The sequence below is a fragment of the Hyphobacterium sp. genome, assembly GCF_965217055.1.
GTDB lineage: Bacteria > Pseudomonadota > Alphaproteobacteria > Caulobacterales > Maricaulaceae > Hyphobacterium.
Genome location: NZ_OZ244227.1, coordinates 75,051 through 89,881, shown reverse-complemented (window position 1 = coordinate 89,881; position 14,831 = coordinate 75,051). Strand labels below are relative to the sequence as shown.

Sequence of the window (14,831 nt, the reverse complement as noted above, 5' to 3'; positions counted from 1 at the left end):
TGTGGCTGATCCGCGCTTTTACGAATCCGCACGTCCGCTTTCCCTCACCAAGATAGAGACCCTGTCGGGTGCGAGCTTTGAAGGGCTCGCACCCGATGGCTTTTTTGTGGATGATGTCGCCCCCATTACGGCGACCAAGACCGGTTCGCTTAGCTATGCCGAGCGCCGGCCGACCGACGTCAAGGCCGGTGCCGTCATTCTCGCCAAACCAGAATTTGCCGCCGCCCTGCGCGATGCCGGATGCCATGTCGGCGTGACCGAGCACCCGCGTGTGGCGTTTGCGCATGCCGCAGCGCACGTCTTTACCGAAAGACCGCTGGAGGCCGGCGCGGCGGACATTGATCCGACCGCCACGATTCACGACGGCGCATTCATCGCGAAGGGCGCACGGATCGGATCCGGCGCTATCATTGAGCCCAACGTGGTCATCGGGCCCGGTGTGGAAATCGGCTCAGGCGCGTTGATTCGAGCCAATGCCGTGATTTCCTTTGCCACCATCGGTGCGGACACAGAAATCGGTTCATGTACCGTGATCGGCAAGACCGGGTTTGCGATCGCGCTCGGGACCGAGGAACGCGTCAAAGTTCCCCATTTCGGTCGCTCGATCATCGGCAGCGGTGTCTTGATTGGCGCGTCCTGCTCGATCGACCGCGGCCTTTTCGGCGACACCGAGATCGGCGACAATTGCCAGATCGATAATTTCTGCCAGATCGCCCACAATGTCCGCATCGGTTCAGGCACCGTCATGGCCGCGTTTGCCGGCATCTCAGGCAGCACGACAATCGGGCACGACTGTCTGTTCGCGGGCCGTTGCGCCACGACCGACAACATCAAGATTGGCAACAACGTCACCCTGCTCGCGGATTCCGCAGCCATGTATGATATTCCGGACGGCGAAAAATGGGCTGGCAGCCCAGCCATGCCGGCCCGAAACTTCCTGCGGCAGATCAGCCAGTTGCGTCGCCTCTCCGGCATCAAGGGCGCGCAGGGCAAGAAAACACGGAGAGACTGATGCGCGACCCGGAACGTGCCGAAGCCATCGGCATCGACGAGATCCTCGAACGCCTTCCGCACCGTTATCCATTTCTGTTGCTGGATCGCGCCAAAGACTATGTCGCAGGCGAATCGATCGTCGGAATCAAGAACGTCACCGTGAACGAGCCCTTCTTCCCGGGACATTTTCCCGGCAATCCGGTCATGCCGGGCGTGCTGATCATCGAAGCCGTGGCCCAGGCCGGGGCCTTGCTGATGTCGAAAACGCTGGATGCTGATGTGTCGAAAACCGCGATCTACTTCATGGGCGTCGACAAGGTCCGTTTCCGCCGACCAGTGCGCCCCGGCGACACGCTGCGCATGCCGGTCAAGGTGACCCATATGCGCGGTGACCTGTTCAAATTTTCCGGCGCTGCATTCGTCGAGGACCAGCGCGTGACGGAATTCGATTTCTCGGCAAAGGGCGTCACGTCAGAATGAGCGGCAAGATCCACCCCACCGCGATAATCGCGGACAGCGTAAAACTCGGCGCCGATGTCGAGATCGGGCCATACTGCATCATCGAAGGCGACGTCGAACTCGGTGACGGCGTGCGCCTGATGTCACATGTCACCATTGCGGGGCATACACGGATCGGTGCGGAAACGGTTGTATATCCTCACGCATCGCTTGGTCATCCGCCGCAGGATCTGAAGTTCAAGGGCGAGGATACGCGCCTCGTCATCGGCGCGCGCAATACGATTCGCGAATATGCGACGATGCACCCCGGCACCGGCGTCGGTCGCCAGCAAACCGTTGTTGGCGACGACGGGTTTTACATGATCGGAACCCATGTGGCGCATGACTGCATCGTCGGCGACAAGGTCGTACTGTCCAATCATGCCGTGCTCGGCGGGCATTCGGTGGTGGAGGATCAGGTGATCCTCGGCGGCTATACCGGTGTCGTCCAGCACTGCCGGATCGGGCGCCAGGCCTTCGTCAATGCGATGTCTTTGCTGACCAAGGACGTCATTCCCTATGGCGCGGCCGGTGGAAATCATGCGCATCTCGAAGGCCTGAATCTGGTGGGCCTCAAGCGGCGCGGTCATTCTCGGGCTGCAATCAAGGAATTGCGAACTGCCTATCGATTGCTGTTCGCCGAGGAAGGATCGTTCGGCGAACGGTTGGAAGACGTTGCCAGTCTTTACTCGGAGAATCCTGCGGTCATGGAGATTGTCGATTTTGTCCGCGCCGCTCCCAGCCGATCGATCTGCATGCCGCATGACTGAAACCGGCAAAGCTGACTGGAAACGCCTCGCCATCATCGCCGGCGGCGGCGAAATTCCATGCCTTATCGCGCAAGGCGAGTTGAGCGCCGGTCGCGAGCCCTACATCGTTGAGGTCGAGGGGTTCGCAGACCAGGATTTCAGCGCGTTCAAGACGTCAAGATTTCCGATCGCCAAGGTCGGCGGTATGCAAAAAGCGATACTCGAGGCGGGTTGCGATGCGGTCTGTTTCATCGGCCGCATCACGCGGCCCAACTTCAGGGCGCTCATGGGGCTTGATGCGACAGCCATGGCCTTGTTGCCGCGCGTTACTCAGGCTGCACGCTATGGCGATGATGCCCTGATGCGGGTCATTATCGATTCTTTCGAACGCAAGGGATTGCGCGCGATTGGCGCGCACCAGGCGATGTCGAGCCTGGTCCCGGATGTCGGCATTCTAGGACAGGTTCAGCCGGATGAAACGGCACGGGCCGACATTACCAAGGCGCTCTCGATTGCCCGGGTCATCGGCGAACAGGATATCGGGCAGGGTGCAGTTGTCGCGAACGGTCTCGTTCTGGCCGTTGAGGCCCAGGAAGGCACGGATGAAATGCTGGCGCGCGTGGTTGGCCTGCCGCCGGAGATCCGGGGCAACACCACCAAGCGGGCGGGTGTTCTGGCAAAAACGCCCAAGCCGCAACAGGAACGCCGCATCGATATGCCCACGATTGGGCTCAAGACGATCGAAGGCGCGGCGCGGGCCGGCTTGGCCGGAATTGCGGTGCGGGCCGGCAGCGCCCTGATCCCGCGCATGGATGAGACTATTGCGGCTGCGGACGCGGCGGGATTGTTCATCTACGCAGCTGGAGACGATGAGTAAGCCGCGGCGAATATTCCTTGTAGCCGTCGAGCCGTCAGGCGATGCGCTCGGTGCCGATTTGATCTCCGCTCTTCGCGAGACCGATCCGTCGGTCCAGATCGCCGGGGTTGGCGGACATCGCATGGCTTCGGTCGGTGTGGAAAGTGCCGTCGACATTTCCGGCCTCGCCATCATGGGGCTGCTCGACGGGTTGAAGACCTATCCGGACATCCTGCGCAAGGTGAATGCAACGGTCGAGGCCGCGATGGCTTTTGGAGCCGGCTCCGTGGTGCTCATTGATAGCTGGGGCTTCATGATCCGCGTCGCGCAGCGACTGCAGAAGCGGGAAAATCCGCCACTCCTGATCAAATATGTCGGGCCGCAAATCTGGGCAGCACGGCCGAAACGGGCCCAGGTGCTGGCGAAATCGGTCGACCATCTGCTGACCATTCACGCTTTCGATGCGCCTATGTTCGAGGCCGCTGGCCTGGCCACGACGTTTGTCGGTAATCCGGCGCTGGAACGGCCGGTCACAGGCGATGGCGTATCCTTCCGCGAACGACATCATATTCCTCTCGCGGCGACTGTCGTAGGTGTCCTCTTTGGTAGCCGGCCGAGTGAATTGCGGCGCATTGGTCCCGCCCTCCGGGATGCCATCGCCGCGCTGCGCGCCGATCTTCCAGACAACACTGTTATTGTGTCGCCGCTGGCGCCGGCAATCGCCGACGACGTCAGGGCCGACCTGGCGGCCGATCCGCGCATGACCGATCTGATTCTGGTTGATGAGGACGAAAAACGCGATGCCACCTCAGCCATGGATGCGGCGTTGGCGGTGTCCGGGACGGCGACGACGGAATTGGCGCTCGCTGGCGTGCCGACCGTCTCGACCTACAAGCTGGGCTGGTTAAGTTATTGGATATACAGGACGATATTGTTCAAAGCCGATTACTTCAGCCTTGTGAATATTGCTGCTGGCGAAGAACTGATCCTGGAGTATGCGCAACATGAATGCCGTGGCGACATTCTTGCCGGCTCGGTCGCCGCATTGCTTGACGAAATCAGCGGTGGCACGTCACGGGGCCCACGTCTCCGCGCGGCAGCCGAGGCCTTGAAAGGTGACGGTCGCTCGAGCGCACGGGCAGCGCAGGCCGTTCTAGACCTGACGCCAACCCGGACGGCTCCCGCCTAGCGCTTGTTGATCGGAACGTAGGCGCGTTCGGTGGCACCGGCGAACAATTGGCGCGGGCGGCCGATCTTCTGCACCGGGTCCTCCAGCATCTCTGTCCACTGTGCGATCCAGCCGACCGTGCGGGCCAACGCGAACAGCACCGTGAACATCGAAGTCGGGAAGCCCATCGCACGCAACGTGATGCCGGAATAGAAATCGATGTTCGGATAGAGTTTCTTCTCGATGAAGTATTCGTCTTCGAGCGCGATCTTCTCGAGCTCCATCGCTACCTGGAGCAGTGGCTCGTCGCGGACACCGAGCACATCAAGCACTTCGTGACAGGTCTCGCGCATCACCTTCGCGCGCGGATCGTAATTCTTGTAGACCCGGTGTCCGAAGCCCATCAGGCGGAACGAATCGTTCTTGTCCTTGGCCCGGGCGATGTATTCCGGAATCTGGTCAACCGTGCCGATCTCTTCGAGCATGTTGAGCGCGGCTTCATTGGCACCGCCATGCGCGGGGCCCCACAAGCTGGCAATACCGGACGCGATACAGGCAAACGGATTGGCGCCGGAAGAGCCGGCCAAGCGTACAGTGGATGTCGAGGCATTTTGCTCATGATCGGCGTGAAGAATGAAAATCTTGTCCATCGCCTTGGCGAGCGTTTTGTTGAGCTCGAAATCCTCGGCCGGAACAGCAAAACACATGCGCAGGAAATTGGCAGCGAAATCGAGGTCGTTGCGCGGGCTGATAAACGGCTGTCCGATGGAATACTTGTAGGCCCGTGCCGCGATCGTCGGCATTTTGGCGATCATTCTATGGCTCGCGATCACGCGCGCTTCGGGATCGTTGATATCCGTCGAGTCATGGTAGAAGGCCGACAACGCGCCGACCGTGCCGACCATCACTGCCATCGGGTGGGCATCGCGCCGGAAGCCGCGGAAGAACTGGTCAAACTGATCGTGCAGCATGGTGTGCCGCCGGATCGTCATGTCGAAATCATTGAGCTCGTTCGCCGTCGGCAATTCGCCGTGCAGCAACAGATAGCAGACCTCGACGAAGCTCGATTTTTCCGCCAGCTGGTCGATCGGATAGCCGCGATAGAGCAGGGTGCCGTCATCACCATCGATATAGGTGATGTGACTTTCGCACGAGCCGGTGGAAGTGAAGCCCGGATCATAGGTGAAGACGCCGGCTTTCTTGTAGAGCGCGCGTATGTCGATCACGTCCGGACCGATCGTGCCCTTCAGGATCGGCAACTCATAGGTCTGACCATTGATCGTGAGGGTTGCCGTACCGTTCGGTTTTGCTTTGGTTTCCATGATGGTCATCCTTCTCGTTTCGTGCGTCTTATAGGGCCGATTTGATCTGATCTTCAATACGGCGCGAAACTGCTTCGCGGCCCAGCCATTCGATCACCAGGGAAAGGTCCGGTGCCGGTGCGCCGCCTGTCAGTGCGGCTCTCAGTGGCGCCCCGATTTTGCCGAACCCGATCTCCTCGCGCTCGACGAATAGTTCCAGCGCGCCGTGGATGGCGTCCGCCGACCAGTCTGAGAGCGCATCCAGATCGGTTTTGAACCGTTCCAGGATGGCGGGTGCGTCGCCCTTCATGGGTTTGGCGGCCTTGCCTTCGAGCGTTATTGGCGTTGGCCGGATCAGGAAATAGGCCTGAGCGGCGAGAGCTTCCAGTGTTGAAGCCCGCGTTTTCAGCACCGGCATGGCGGCTGCGAGACGGGCTCTGATAACGGGGTCCTCGGTGTCGAGCCCGTCGACCAGTTTCGCGCACCAGGGCAGGACCAGTTCAACCAGTCTTTGATCGTCCGCCAATTTCATGTGGTGCGCGTTGACGCTCGCCATCTTGTCGAAGTCGAGGCGGCCCGGTGCCTTGTTCAACCCTTCCAGGCTGAAGGCCGATTTTGCCTCTTCATCGGTGAAGAATTCAGTGTCGCCGCTGGCCCAGCCAAGGCGAAGCAGATAGTTACGCAGGCCTTCCGGCAAATAGCCCATGTCACGATAGGCCTCGACGCCAAGTGCGCCGTGGCGCTTGGACAACTTCTTGCCGTCCGGACCGTGAATCAACGGAATGTGGGCAAACACCGGACGGTCCCAACCGAGAGCGTCATAGATTTGCGCCTGCCGCGCCGCGTTCACGAGATGGTCGTCGCCGCGCACGATATGCGTGACGCCCATATCGTGATCATCAGCCACGACCGCGAGGTTGTAGGTCGGAGACCCGTCGCTGCGAAGCAGGACCAGATCGTCGAATTCCTTGCCCTTCCAGCGAACCTCGCCCTGGACTGCATCAGAGATGACGACGTCTTCATCGCCGGCACGGAACCGGACCGTGAAGGGATGTTCGTGAGGTGCTTCCGCCGCGTCACGGTCGCGCCACGGGCTGCGCAGGGCGCGCCCCTCGGAGAACGCCAGCTGGCGTTCTGCTGCGGTCTCCGCCTCGGTCATGTAGCAGCGGAAGGCGCGGCCGTTTTCCAGGAGGCTCTCGACCACTTCGGCATGGCGCCGGGCATTTGCAAACTGCGAGACCGGATCGCCATCCCAGTCCAGGCCGAGCCATGTCAGTCCGTCAATGATCGCGCGCGTGGCATCCTCGGAGGAGCGCTCGCGATCGGTATCCTCGATCCGGAGCAGGAATTTTCCGCCGGAGCCGCGCGCCAGTAACCAGTTGAACAGGGCCGTCCGCGCCCCGCCAATATGAAGGTAACCTGTCGGTGAGGGCGCAAATCGTGTAACTATGGGTTGTTTTGTGTTTTGCACTCGCGAAACCATGTTGCGCTGCGAAAGGAGTGCGCGGGATAGCATGGCCGACAGGGGGATGAAATAGCCGATTGCGCCAGATAGCTCCAAGCTCAAAAAGATGGCTTTCGGTCCCGGCCCGACCGTCATGGTTGACCTGGTCGGGGCGGGTGGAACTCGGTCGTCCGGTTCGCCTGGCAATCTGGGCACCGGTCGCTTTCGCCATTGGCGCTATTGCGTTTTTCACGCTCGACGCAGACCCGCCGCTGGCCGCAGGCATCATCGCGGCCGGTCTGGCGTCCATGATCTCGATCTATTCGCTGATCAGTCTGCGCGCGCGGCCCCTGTGTTGGTCCGCGCTATTGCTGCTCGCAATGGTCTTGCTCGGGTTTGCCCGCGCGCAATGGCACACACACGCCCAGTCGGGGGGCACGGTCGCCGAGACGGAGCGTGCCAGGACCGTGACCGGCTGGATCGAGGCCGTGCAATCCAGCCGCGGCCGCGAACGCCTGATCGTCAGAATCGTCTCACTTGATGACGCGACTGATCCGCCCCGGCGTCTGCGCTTCTATGGCCGTCGCGGCGCCCTTGAGCCCGGCGACGGTATCAGCGCCCGGGTCGTATTGACCCCGCCGCGACGTCCCGCTGCGCCCGGCGGATATGATCCGGGTTTCGCGGCCTGGTTCTCCGGCCTCGGCGGGTCAGGATATGCTATTGCACCCATCGAGGCGGCCCGTGTTTCTGGCGATGGCTGGCGTCGGCAGCTGACGCGCTGGCGCTGGCAGATGGCCGAACACATTCGCGACCGGGCGCTCCCCGAAACTGCCGGGATTGCGGCAGCGCTTCTGACCGGTGACCGCTCGGGCATTGCCGCCGACCAGGCAGAATCACTGCGCGCTGCCGGACTCGGTCATATTCTGGCGATCTCCGGCTTGCACATGAGCCTGTTTGCCGGGGGCATGTTCTTCGCGGTCCGCGCAGGGCTTGCGGCCATCCCGGCATTCGCGCGACGTCACGATCCGCGCATTCCGGCGGCGCTGGTCGCATTGGCCGGCGCCACGCTCTATCTGGTCCTGTCCGGCCTGTCGGTGTCGACACAGCGCGCCTTTGTGATGGTGGCCGTCATACTGGCCGGCGTGATCTTTCAGCGCCGGGCGATCTCGATGCAATCGATTGCCCTGGCTGCCACCATAATTCTGGTTCTGCAGCCGCAAAGCGTCTTGTCGCCCGGCTTCCAGATGTCGTTCTCAGCTGCGGCCGCACTCGTTGCGGCCTTCGAGATCTGGCGCAGCCGGCAATCGGATAGCCGCCCAAGAGGGTGGATTTCCGGCGTGGTGCGCTTCTGGGGCAGCCTCTCCATGTCCTCGCTTGTGGCCGGCAGTGCCACGGCGGCTTTCGCCGCCTTTCATTTCAACCGCATCGCGGTCTACGGCTTTCTCGCCAATCTCGCCGCCATGCCGGTATTCTCGCTCATTGTCATGCCGGCCGGAGCGCTGGCGCTGGCGCTCGCACCGTTCGGCCTCGACGCGCCCGTCCTGGCTGTCATGAGCTGGGGGCTGATCTGGGTAGTCGGCGTGGCCGACTGGGTCGCAGGCTGGCCCGGCGCGCTGGCCCCCGCTGAAAGTGCTCCCGGCGGTGTGGTCGCGGTCTATGCGCTCGGCTTCGTCCTGCTCGTCGCGGCGAGCGGATTGATGCGCCGCATCGGCCTTATATTGATCGGTGCAGCCTATTCCGTCTGGTGGGCCGACGAGCCGCCCAACCTTTTCATCAGCGAGGACGGTGTCGTGCTGGCGCAGGTGGACGCCCGCGAGGGCTCGTACTGGGCCAGTTCCGACCGGCGCCGCGCTCGTTTTGCCAGCCGCGTCTTTCTTGAACAGGCGGGCTCGCCGAGCCTTCCGTTGCACAATGGCTGGGCCTGCGACGCGCAGGGTTGCCGAACCGAGACGAAGGGGCTGGGCATTGCAATCGCGCAGAGCGGCGAAAGCCTCGCCGAGGATTGCGCGCACGCTGCTCTCGTCGTGCTGCAAGAGCGAGCGTCGCCGGTCCAGCGGGCAGGCTGCGGGGCGCGTCTGATCGATACGGCCGAACTGGCGGCGACCGGCGCACAGGTCTACTGGCTGGATGCGGGGAACATTCTGCGTTCGGCCAATGTGGAAGGCCGCCGCGGCCGGCGCATCTGGACGCAGGCTTCGCGCGAGCGATAAAGCTGGATATCTAGTGGTAGCGGCGAATAAGGCCCACCAATCGGCCCTGTACACGCACCCGGTCCGGGCCAAAAATCCGCGTCTCATAGGCCGGATTGGCGGCTTCCAGCGCTACCGAGCCGCCCTTCTTGCGCAACCGTTTCAGCGTCGCTTCTTCCTCATCGACCAGCGCGACCACAATCTCGCCATTCATGGCGGTTTCGGTGCGCTCGATGATCACGATATCGCCATCGAGAATACCGGCGTCGACCATGGAATCCCCTTCCACCTCGAGCGCATAATGCTCGCCGCGCCCATGCGCGAGATCGGGGGGAAGGAGAATACGGTCGCGCTCGTGCTGGATGGCCTCGATCGGCACACCGGCGGCGATCTTGCCCAGCAGCGGCACGTCCATCGTGTCATTGGCGGCGCCCTGCGTGAAATCGGCCTTCACCACATTGGCAGCGTCCTTCGGGACGGCCGGCGAGACGGCATCGGGCATCTTCAGGACTTCCAGTGCCCGTGCGCGATGCGCCAGGCGACGGATGAAGCCGCGCTCCTCGAGTGCCGTGATCAGGCGGTGCACGCCGGACTTCGACGCCAGGTTGAGCGCGTCCTTCATCTCCTCGAAAGAGGGGGACACGCCGTCCTCGCTCAAGCGCTTGTGTATGAACAGCAGGAGCTGGTGTTGTTTGCGCGTCAGCATGGTTCACTCCGATGGAACAAATCAGAAACTTCTGAAAATGTTCTATGAGTGTTCCGGGTTAACGTCAAGCCCTATTATCCCCTTGAACCATGTAGCTTGTTCTGCTATACAATAGCCATGAGCAAGCAACCCACAGTTCTCGAATTCATGGAGCGCTTCCCTACGGATGACGCTTGTCTGGAACACCTGATGCGCGTGCGCTACGGCGACCGCCACACCTGTGAGAAATGCGGCAAGTCAGCCCATTACTACAGGGTGAAGTCGCGTCCCTGTTACGAATGCGAATACTGCGGCTATCAGGTTTATCCGAAAGTCGGAACGGCCTTCGAGAAGTCCTCCACGTCCCTGCGGAAGTGGTTCTATGCGATGTATCTGTTTTGCTCGTCTCGCCACGGTGTCAGCGGTAAAGAGCTGCAACGCCAGCTTGGCGTTACGTATAAGACCGCATGGCGCATGGCCAAGCTGATCCGCGAGTATATGGCCCAAGTCGATGGCGACGGCCCGCTGGACCGCAATGGTCCGCCAGTCGAGATGGATGAAACCTTCGTGGGCGGCAAGGACAAGCGCGGTCACGAGGACAAGACCATTGTCATGGGTATGGCGCAGCGCGGTGGCGAGATTATCACCCGCGTCATTCCCAATCGTTTCAGATCTACAATGATGCCGCATATCCGCGCTGCGATCCCCGAAGGGACGCGCGTCATGACAGACGACATGCCGACCTACCGGACACTCACCAATTCAGGCTATCGGCACGAGAGCGTGAACCATAGCGCCAAGGAATACGTCCGCGATGATGTTCACACGAATGAACTTGAGGGCTTCTGGTCTATCATCAAGCGGTCAATCCGCTCTACCCACGTTTGGGTGTCTCCGAAGCACCTTGCGTCATATCTGGGTGCGTTCGAGTTCGTTTGGAATCTGCGGCATCAACCCGCCCTGATGTTCGACCTTTTGCTGCTGGCTTTCCCGCATCCGGTGAAGCGCCAGTCATAGCGGCCAGAAGGGCGTCGAATTTTTTTTCCGCGCTCATGTGGACACTGTCTCCACTTTGCTTGCCGCCCTTTCGCGAATCTCCGCAGCCAATTTCTCCGCAGCACTAGGCGTTCGCCAGCCAACAACCGAAAGCACCACAATCACGACTAGTCCGCCAAAACACACCATGACTTCAGCTAATTCCCACCATCCGAACGGGCGATCAGCACTTGATAGGGCCCCCAAGGCGGCCAGTGCTGGCGCTAGCGCGCCAACAAACGCCCCCAGGCCAGCCCAAAAAATGTCGCGACGAAAGCTGCGACCGTCACTGATTAGCACGGTAAGCTCCTCGTCGGAAATTTCGTGGCGTTTGATTTCGTCAGGCTTGGTGACCGTGACGGTGTAGCCGGCTTTACTCGCACCGTCTCTGGCACCTTGGCCACTAGGTGTGCCCAAGGTGGCTCCGCTGGAATCGACATCGGCAGCGGAATCGCCCGCTGGCGGGACGTCAGTTGCAACGTCGGCGACTTCAGCCTTCTGACTGATCTTGGTTCTCCGGTGTTTCTGCAGGGGCCTCGACTGCGACCTCTATGTTCTCCAACTGCTTGTTGAGTAAGTCTCGAAGAGATAGCGCATCCGTTATTGGCAGATACACAGACGCGCGGCTTTCCAAAATGTCTGCGTTCTCGCGCAGCTCGCAAAAAGACAGTCGAAGACCAAGCTCCACGCGCGAAACGTAAACTTTGTTCGAAAACACAGCGGGGGTAGAAAAAGCCTTCTGCAGCTCCTCTCGCGTTACCGCTAGGTGAAAGTTTGGCTCTTCGTTTTTCGCCATTTTTTCCTCGGCTCATAGAAATGAGGAGCAATGGTGAAGCATTTGCTGACGGTTGTGGAGTCTGGTCGCGTGTATTTACGACACTATTGAGACCGACACGCAAAACAGCCAGTAGTTTTAATTTCGACTCGCCATATGATTGCATTGTGATATCAATTCCCGTCTCGCTATATGGAGGAGCCCAAAATGGCCAAGGTCCCACCGTTTCGCTCAAAGCTGCCGGGCACGCGCGTTTACCACGACAACAACCAGTGCACCGAAGGCAACAACATTGAGCGCCATAACCGCGTTTCTGGCACCGGCGGACTACCTAAGTGCGATCACTGCAAGCGCCTCTAAACGTCATGTCCCAGTAGGGACCGTCTAGCTGCCCGTCGTTCACGTCATAGACCCGTCGCAACTGGGCGACGGGAAAGCCATGCTGCATGGCCAAGGCAAATGCGCGGTAGCCCTCGAACGCATCGCCGTTAAAACGAACAAACGGCTCCGGGGCAGAGTGACCCACGCCGCCCTGACACGATTCTATGGTGTCGATTCCGCCAGCGCGAAGGACCTCAACATAGGGCGCAACACCCGCATCAAGCGGAAGGCTGTCGGGCGATATTCCGCTCATCCTGTGCTCCTAACGGCACTACATGGCCCTAGGGGATAATAGGGACGTCAAGTAAAGCCGCGATCAGTTCAAGAGCGCTTTGGTCGCCGCCGCGACATCGCCTTGTCGCATCAGGCTTTCGCCAACGAGCAGGCCTTTCGCCCCGGCCTTCTTGAGGCTCGCAACATCGACCGGCGTGAAGATACCGCTCTCGGCAATGGCGAATCGGTCCGCCGGAATCATCGGCGACAGGCGTTCGAATGTCGCCAACGATGTTTCGAAAGTCGTCAGGTCGCGATTATTGACGCCGATCAAGGGCGAGGGCAGGGCCAGCGCCCGCTCCAGCTCGGCCTCGTCATGGGTCTCGATCAGCGCGGCCATGCCATGCGCATCGGCTGCCTCGACGAGATCGTGCGCCAGCGCATCGTCGACGCTCGCCATGATCACCAGGATCGCATCCGCGCCGAGCGCGCGCGATTGGGTCACCTGCCACGGGTCGAGCAGGAAATCCTTGCGCAGGGCGGGCAGGGGCACGGCGTCACGCGCCTGGCGCAGATAATCCGCATCGCCCTGGAAACTGGGACCGTCCGTGAGCACGGAAAGACACGCCGCGCCGCCCTCGAAATAGGCTTTCGCCAGCGCCGGCGGGTCGAAATCGGCGCGGATCAGCCCCTTGGACGGGCTGGCCTTCTTGATCTCGGCGATCAGCGCGACGCCGTTCTGTGCGGCTTTTGCGGTAAGGGCGCCGGCAAAATCGCGTGCCGGACCGGCGGCCGCGATCATGTCGGCGAGGCGCGCATTATCGAATGCCGCCTTGTCCCGAACGATTTCCTCGCGCTTGTAGGTTTCGATCTTTCGCAGCGCGTTCACGTCTCGCCCCGCGAGATCGCTGCCATCCTGTCCAGTGCTGCCTTTGCTGCACCAGTGTCGATCGCTCTGGCCGCCTGCCGGACGCCGTCGACAATGTCGCTGGCCAATCCGGCCACGATCAGCGCTGCCCCGGCATTCACGAGCACGATATCGCGATAGGGGCCGGGCGCACCGTCGAGAACCGCGCGCATGGCTTCCGCGTTTTCTTCCGGCGTGCCGCCAACCAGATCGTGGATCGACGCGGTCGCGATCCCCGCCGCTTCCGGCGACAGCGTGAACTCGGTGATGTCACCGCCATCCAGCTGGACAATCCGGGTCTCGCCGGTCGTGGTGATTTCATCAAGTCCGTCAGAGCCGTGCACCACCCAGGCAAAGTCGCAACCCAGTGCATCCAGCGCCTCGGCAACCGGCACCTGCCAGCGCGCATCGAACACGCCCAGAAGCTGGCGTTTGGCACCGCCCGGATTGGCGAGAGGTCCCAGCAGGTTGAAAATCGTACGCGAACGCAGCGCCTTGCGCGCGCCGCCGACATGGCGCACCGCGGAATGGTGTGCCGGTGCAAACAGGAAGCCGACCCCGGCCTCGTTGACCGCGCGCGTGACCTGATCCGGCGTGGCCTCGAGGCTCATTCCGAGAGCGGCGAGCACTTCGGCCGAGCCTGATTTCGACGAGGCGGCGCGGTTGCCGTGCTTGGCAACTTTGGCACCGGCGCCGGCAGCGACGATCGCAGCAGCGGTCGAGATATTGTAAGTGCCCTTGGCATCACCACCCGTGCCGCAGGTATCGATCGCACCTTCGGGCGCCGTAATCCCTTTCATCCGCTTGCGTAGCGATTGCGCGCCGATGGCGAGATCTTCAGGCGTTTCGCCGACTGCGGCGAGGCCGATCAGGAAACCGCCAATCTCCGCTTCACCGGCTTCGCCTTCCATCAGGAGGTCGAATGCCGCACGAATGTCATCAGCGCCTGGATGCTGGCCTTTGGACAGTGCTTGGAGGCAGTTGTGCAGGGCACTCATCAAGCTGTCTCCTTCACCGTGTAACCGGCGAGCGCCAGGAAGTTTGCGAGCACGTCATGCCCGTGCTGGGAAGCGATGGATTCAGGGTGGAATTGCACGCCGTGCAGCGGGCGGTCAGCATGCGCAACCGCCATGATCTCGCCGTCAGCGGTGCGCGCCGTGATTTTCAGCGGACCCTCCTGTGGCAGATCGCCGACCGCCAGCGAATGATAGCGCGCCACTGCGAAGGGGCTCGGTAGATCACGAAAAACGCCGGTCCCGTCATGGGTGATCTCACTGGACTTGCCGTGCATGATCGACTTGGCCTGAACAGTGCGCCCGCCAAATACTTCGCCCATGCATTGATGACCGAGGCAAACGCCTAGAATCGCCAGGTCGGCCGGTGCATCGCGGATCAGGTCGAGACAGATGCCGGCGCTGTCGGGTCGGCCGGGACCCGGTGAAAGGCAGATGGCGTCAGGTTCAAGCGCCAAAGCCTCGGAGGCGCTCAGCGCATCATTGCGCACGACATGCGTGTCCGCCCCCAATTCCTCGAAATAATGCACGAGGTTGAAGGTGAAGCTGTCATAATTGTCGATGATCAGCAGCATGTGGCGATCCCCTGGCGGAGCGATAATCTAGAAGCCGGGTTTCAAGGTG

The 14,831-nt window shown here is 61.4% G+C and carries 14 protein-coding genes; 7 read left to right on the top strand and 7 right to left on the bottom strand.

The window, feature by feature from the left end; all coding sequences use genetic code 11:
- Nucleotide 1: 1 nt before the first annotated feature.
- From ACOOFN_RS00420 to ACOOFN_RS00400, 5 genes are read left to right on the top strand one after another with little or no spacing between them, the layout of a single operon-like run.
- Complete coding sequence (locus ACOOFN_RS00420; RefSeq protein ID WP_420432556.1) at nucleotides 2-1,012, top strand: UDP-3-O-(3-hydroxymyristoyl)glucosamine N-acyltransferase; 1,011 nt, start codon at nucleotides 2-4, stop codon at nucleotides 1,010-1,012.
- Nucleotides 1,012-1,473, top strand: coding sequence for a 3-hydroxyacyl-ACP dehydratase FabZ (fabZ, locus tag ACOOFN_RS00415; protein WP_420432554.1), 462 nt, complete (start codon nucleotides 1,012-1,014; stop codon nucleotides 1,471-1,473). The genes ACOOFN_RS00420 and fabZ overlap by 1 nt, the downstream gene beginning before the upstream one ends.
- A complete protein-coding gene (gene lpxA / locus ACOOFN_RS00410; protein WP_420432552.1) occupies nucleotides 1,470-2,261 on the top strand; it encodes an acyl-ACP--UDP-N-acetylglucosamine O-acyltransferase in 792 nt (263 codons plus the stop codon). Before fabZ ends, lpxA begins: the two co-directional genes overlap by 4 nt.
- On the top strand, nucleotides 2,254-3,117 hold the full coding sequence (locus ACOOFN_RS00405; protein ID WP_420432550.1) for an LpxI family protein: 864 nt from the start codon (nucleotides 2,254-2,256) through the stop codon (nucleotides 3,115-3,117). Before lpxA ends, ACOOFN_RS00405 begins: the two co-directional genes overlap by 8 nt.
- Nucleotides 3,110-4,285 (top strand): lipid-A-disaccharide synthase, encoded by a 1,176-nt coding sequence (locus ACOOFN_RS00400; protein ID WP_420432548.1) that lies wholly within the window; start codon nucleotides 3,110-3,112, stop codon nucleotides 4,283-4,285. The genes ACOOFN_RS00405 and ACOOFN_RS00400 overlap by 8 nt, the downstream gene beginning before the upstream one ends.
- Here the strand turns inward: ACOOFN_RS00400 and gltA are convergent.
- Complete coding sequence (gene gltA, locus ACOOFN_RS00395) at nucleotides 4,282-5,586, bottom strand: citrate synthase (protein WP_420432546.1); 1,305 nt, start codon at nucleotides 5,584-5,586, stop codon at nucleotides 4,282-4,284. The genes ACOOFN_RS00400 and gltA overlap by 4 nt on opposite strands.
- A gap of 28 nt (nucleotides 5,587-5,614) precedes the next feature.
- Nucleotides 5,615-7,048 carry a glutamate--tRNA ligase gene (gltX, locus tag ACOOFN_RS00390; RefSeq protein ID WP_420435085.1) on the bottom strand — a complete coding sequence of 478 codons (1,434 nt, stop codon included), beginning with the start codon at nucleotides 7,046-7,048 and terminating at the stop codon, nucleotides 5,615-5,617.
- A 137-nt stretch (nucleotides 7,049-7,185) separates the two neighbouring features.
- Here gltX and ACOOFN_RS00385 point away from each other — a divergent pair, with 137 nt between their 5' ends.
- On the top strand, nucleotides 7,186-9,219 hold the full coding sequence (locus ACOOFN_RS00385) for a ComEC/Rec2 family competence protein (RefSeq protein WP_420432544.1): 2,034 nt from the start codon (nucleotides 7,186-7,188) through the stop codon (nucleotides 9,217-9,219).
- Nucleotides 9,220-9,229: 10 nt separating this feature from the next.
- Here ACOOFN_RS00385 and lexA read toward each other — a convergent pair whose 3' ends face one another.
- Nucleotides 9,230-9,904, bottom strand: a complete 675-nt coding sequence (gene lexA / locus ACOOFN_RS00380; RefSeq protein ID WP_420432542.1) for a transcriptional repressor LexA — start codon at nucleotides 9,902-9,904, stop codon at nucleotides 9,230-9,232.
- Nucleotides 9,905-10,021: 117 nt separating this feature from the next.
- Here lexA and ACOOFN_RS00375 point away from each other — a divergent pair, with 117 nt between their 5' ends.
- Nucleotides 10,022-10,900: an IS1595 family transposase gene (locus ACOOFN_RS00375; RefSeq protein ID WP_420432540.1), complete on the top strand. Its 879-nt coding sequence runs from the start codon at nucleotides 10,022-10,024 to the stop codon at nucleotides 10,898-10,900.
- A 1,124-nt stretch (nucleotides 10,901-12,024) separates the two neighbouring features.
- On the opposite strand, the gene ACOOFN_RS00370 is transcribed toward ACOOFN_RS00375, so the two are convergent.
- The 4 genes from ACOOFN_RS00370 to ACOOFN_RS00355 all read right to left on the bottom strand — a co-directional run bounded on the left by ACOOFN_RS00370 (nucleotide 12,025) and on the right by ACOOFN_RS00355 (nucleotide 14,782).
- Nucleotides 12,025-12,327 carry a hypothetical protein gene (locus ACOOFN_RS00370; protein WP_420432538.1) on the bottom strand — a complete coding sequence of 101 codons (303 nt, stop codon included), beginning with the start codon at nucleotides 12,325-12,327 and terminating at the stop codon, nucleotides 12,025-12,027.
- Nucleotides 12,328-12,390: 63 nt separating this feature from the next.
- A complete protein-coding gene (gene trpC / locus ACOOFN_RS00365; protein WP_420432536.1) occupies nucleotides 12,391-13,176 on the bottom strand; it encodes an indole-3-glycerol phosphate synthase TrpC in 786 nt (261 codons plus the stop codon).
- Complete coding sequence (trpD, locus tag ACOOFN_RS00360) at nucleotides 13,173-14,192, bottom strand: anthranilate phosphoribosyltransferase (RefSeq protein WP_420432534.1); 1,020 nt, start codon at nucleotides 14,190-14,192, stop codon at nucleotides 13,173-13,175. The genes trpC and trpD overlap by 4 nt, the downstream gene beginning before the upstream one ends.
- A complete protein-coding gene (locus ACOOFN_RS00355; RefSeq protein WP_420432532.1) occupies nucleotides 14,192-14,782 on the bottom strand; it encodes an anthranilate synthase component II in 591 nt (196 codons plus the stop codon). Before ACOOFN_RS00355 ends, trpD begins: the two co-directional genes overlap by 1 nt.
- Nucleotides 14,783-14,831 lie beyond the last annotated feature (49 nt).

Coding starts and splice junctions, on each gene's coding strand:
- fabZ (WP_420432554.1), top strand. CDS start 1,012: ATGCGCGACCCGGAACGTGCCGAAGCCATCGGCATCGACGAGATCCTC.
- lpxA (WP_420432552.1), top strand. CDS start 1,470: ATGAGCGGCAAGATCCACCCCACCGCGATAATCGCGGACAGCGTAAAA.
- ACOOFN_RS00405 (WP_420432550.1), top strand. CDS start 2,254: ATGACTGAAACCGGCAAAGCTGACTGGAAACGCCTCGCCATCATCGCC.
- ACOOFN_RS00400 (WP_420432548.1), top strand. CDS start 3,110: ATGAGTAAGCCGCGGCGAATATTCCTTGTAGCCGTCGAGCCGTCAGGC.
- gltA (WP_420432546.1), bottom strand. CDS start 5,586: ATGGAAACCAAAGCAAAACCGAACGGTACGGCAACCCTCACGATCAAT.
- gltX (WP_420435085.1), bottom strand. CDS start 7,048: ATGGTTTCGCGAGTGCAAAACACAAAACAACCCATAGTTACACGATTT.
- lexA (WP_420432542.1), bottom strand. CDS start 9,904: ATGCTGACGCGCAAACAACACCAGCTCCTGCTGTTCATACACAAGCGC.
- ACOOFN_RS00375 (WP_420432540.1), top strand. CDS start 10,022: ATGAGCAAGCAACCCACAGTTCTCGAATTCATGGAGCGCTTCCCTACG.
- ACOOFN_RS00370 (WP_420432538.1), bottom strand. CDS start 12,327: ATGAGCGGAATATCGCCCGACAGCCTTCCGCTTGATGCGGGTGTTGCG.
- trpD (WP_420432534.1), bottom strand. CDS start 14,192: ATGAGTGCCCTGCACAACTGCCTCCAAGCACTGTCCAAAGGCCAGCAT.
- ACOOFN_RS00355 (WP_420432532.1), bottom strand. CDS start 14,782: ATGCTGCTGATCATCGACAATTATGACAGCTTCACCTTCAACCTCGTG.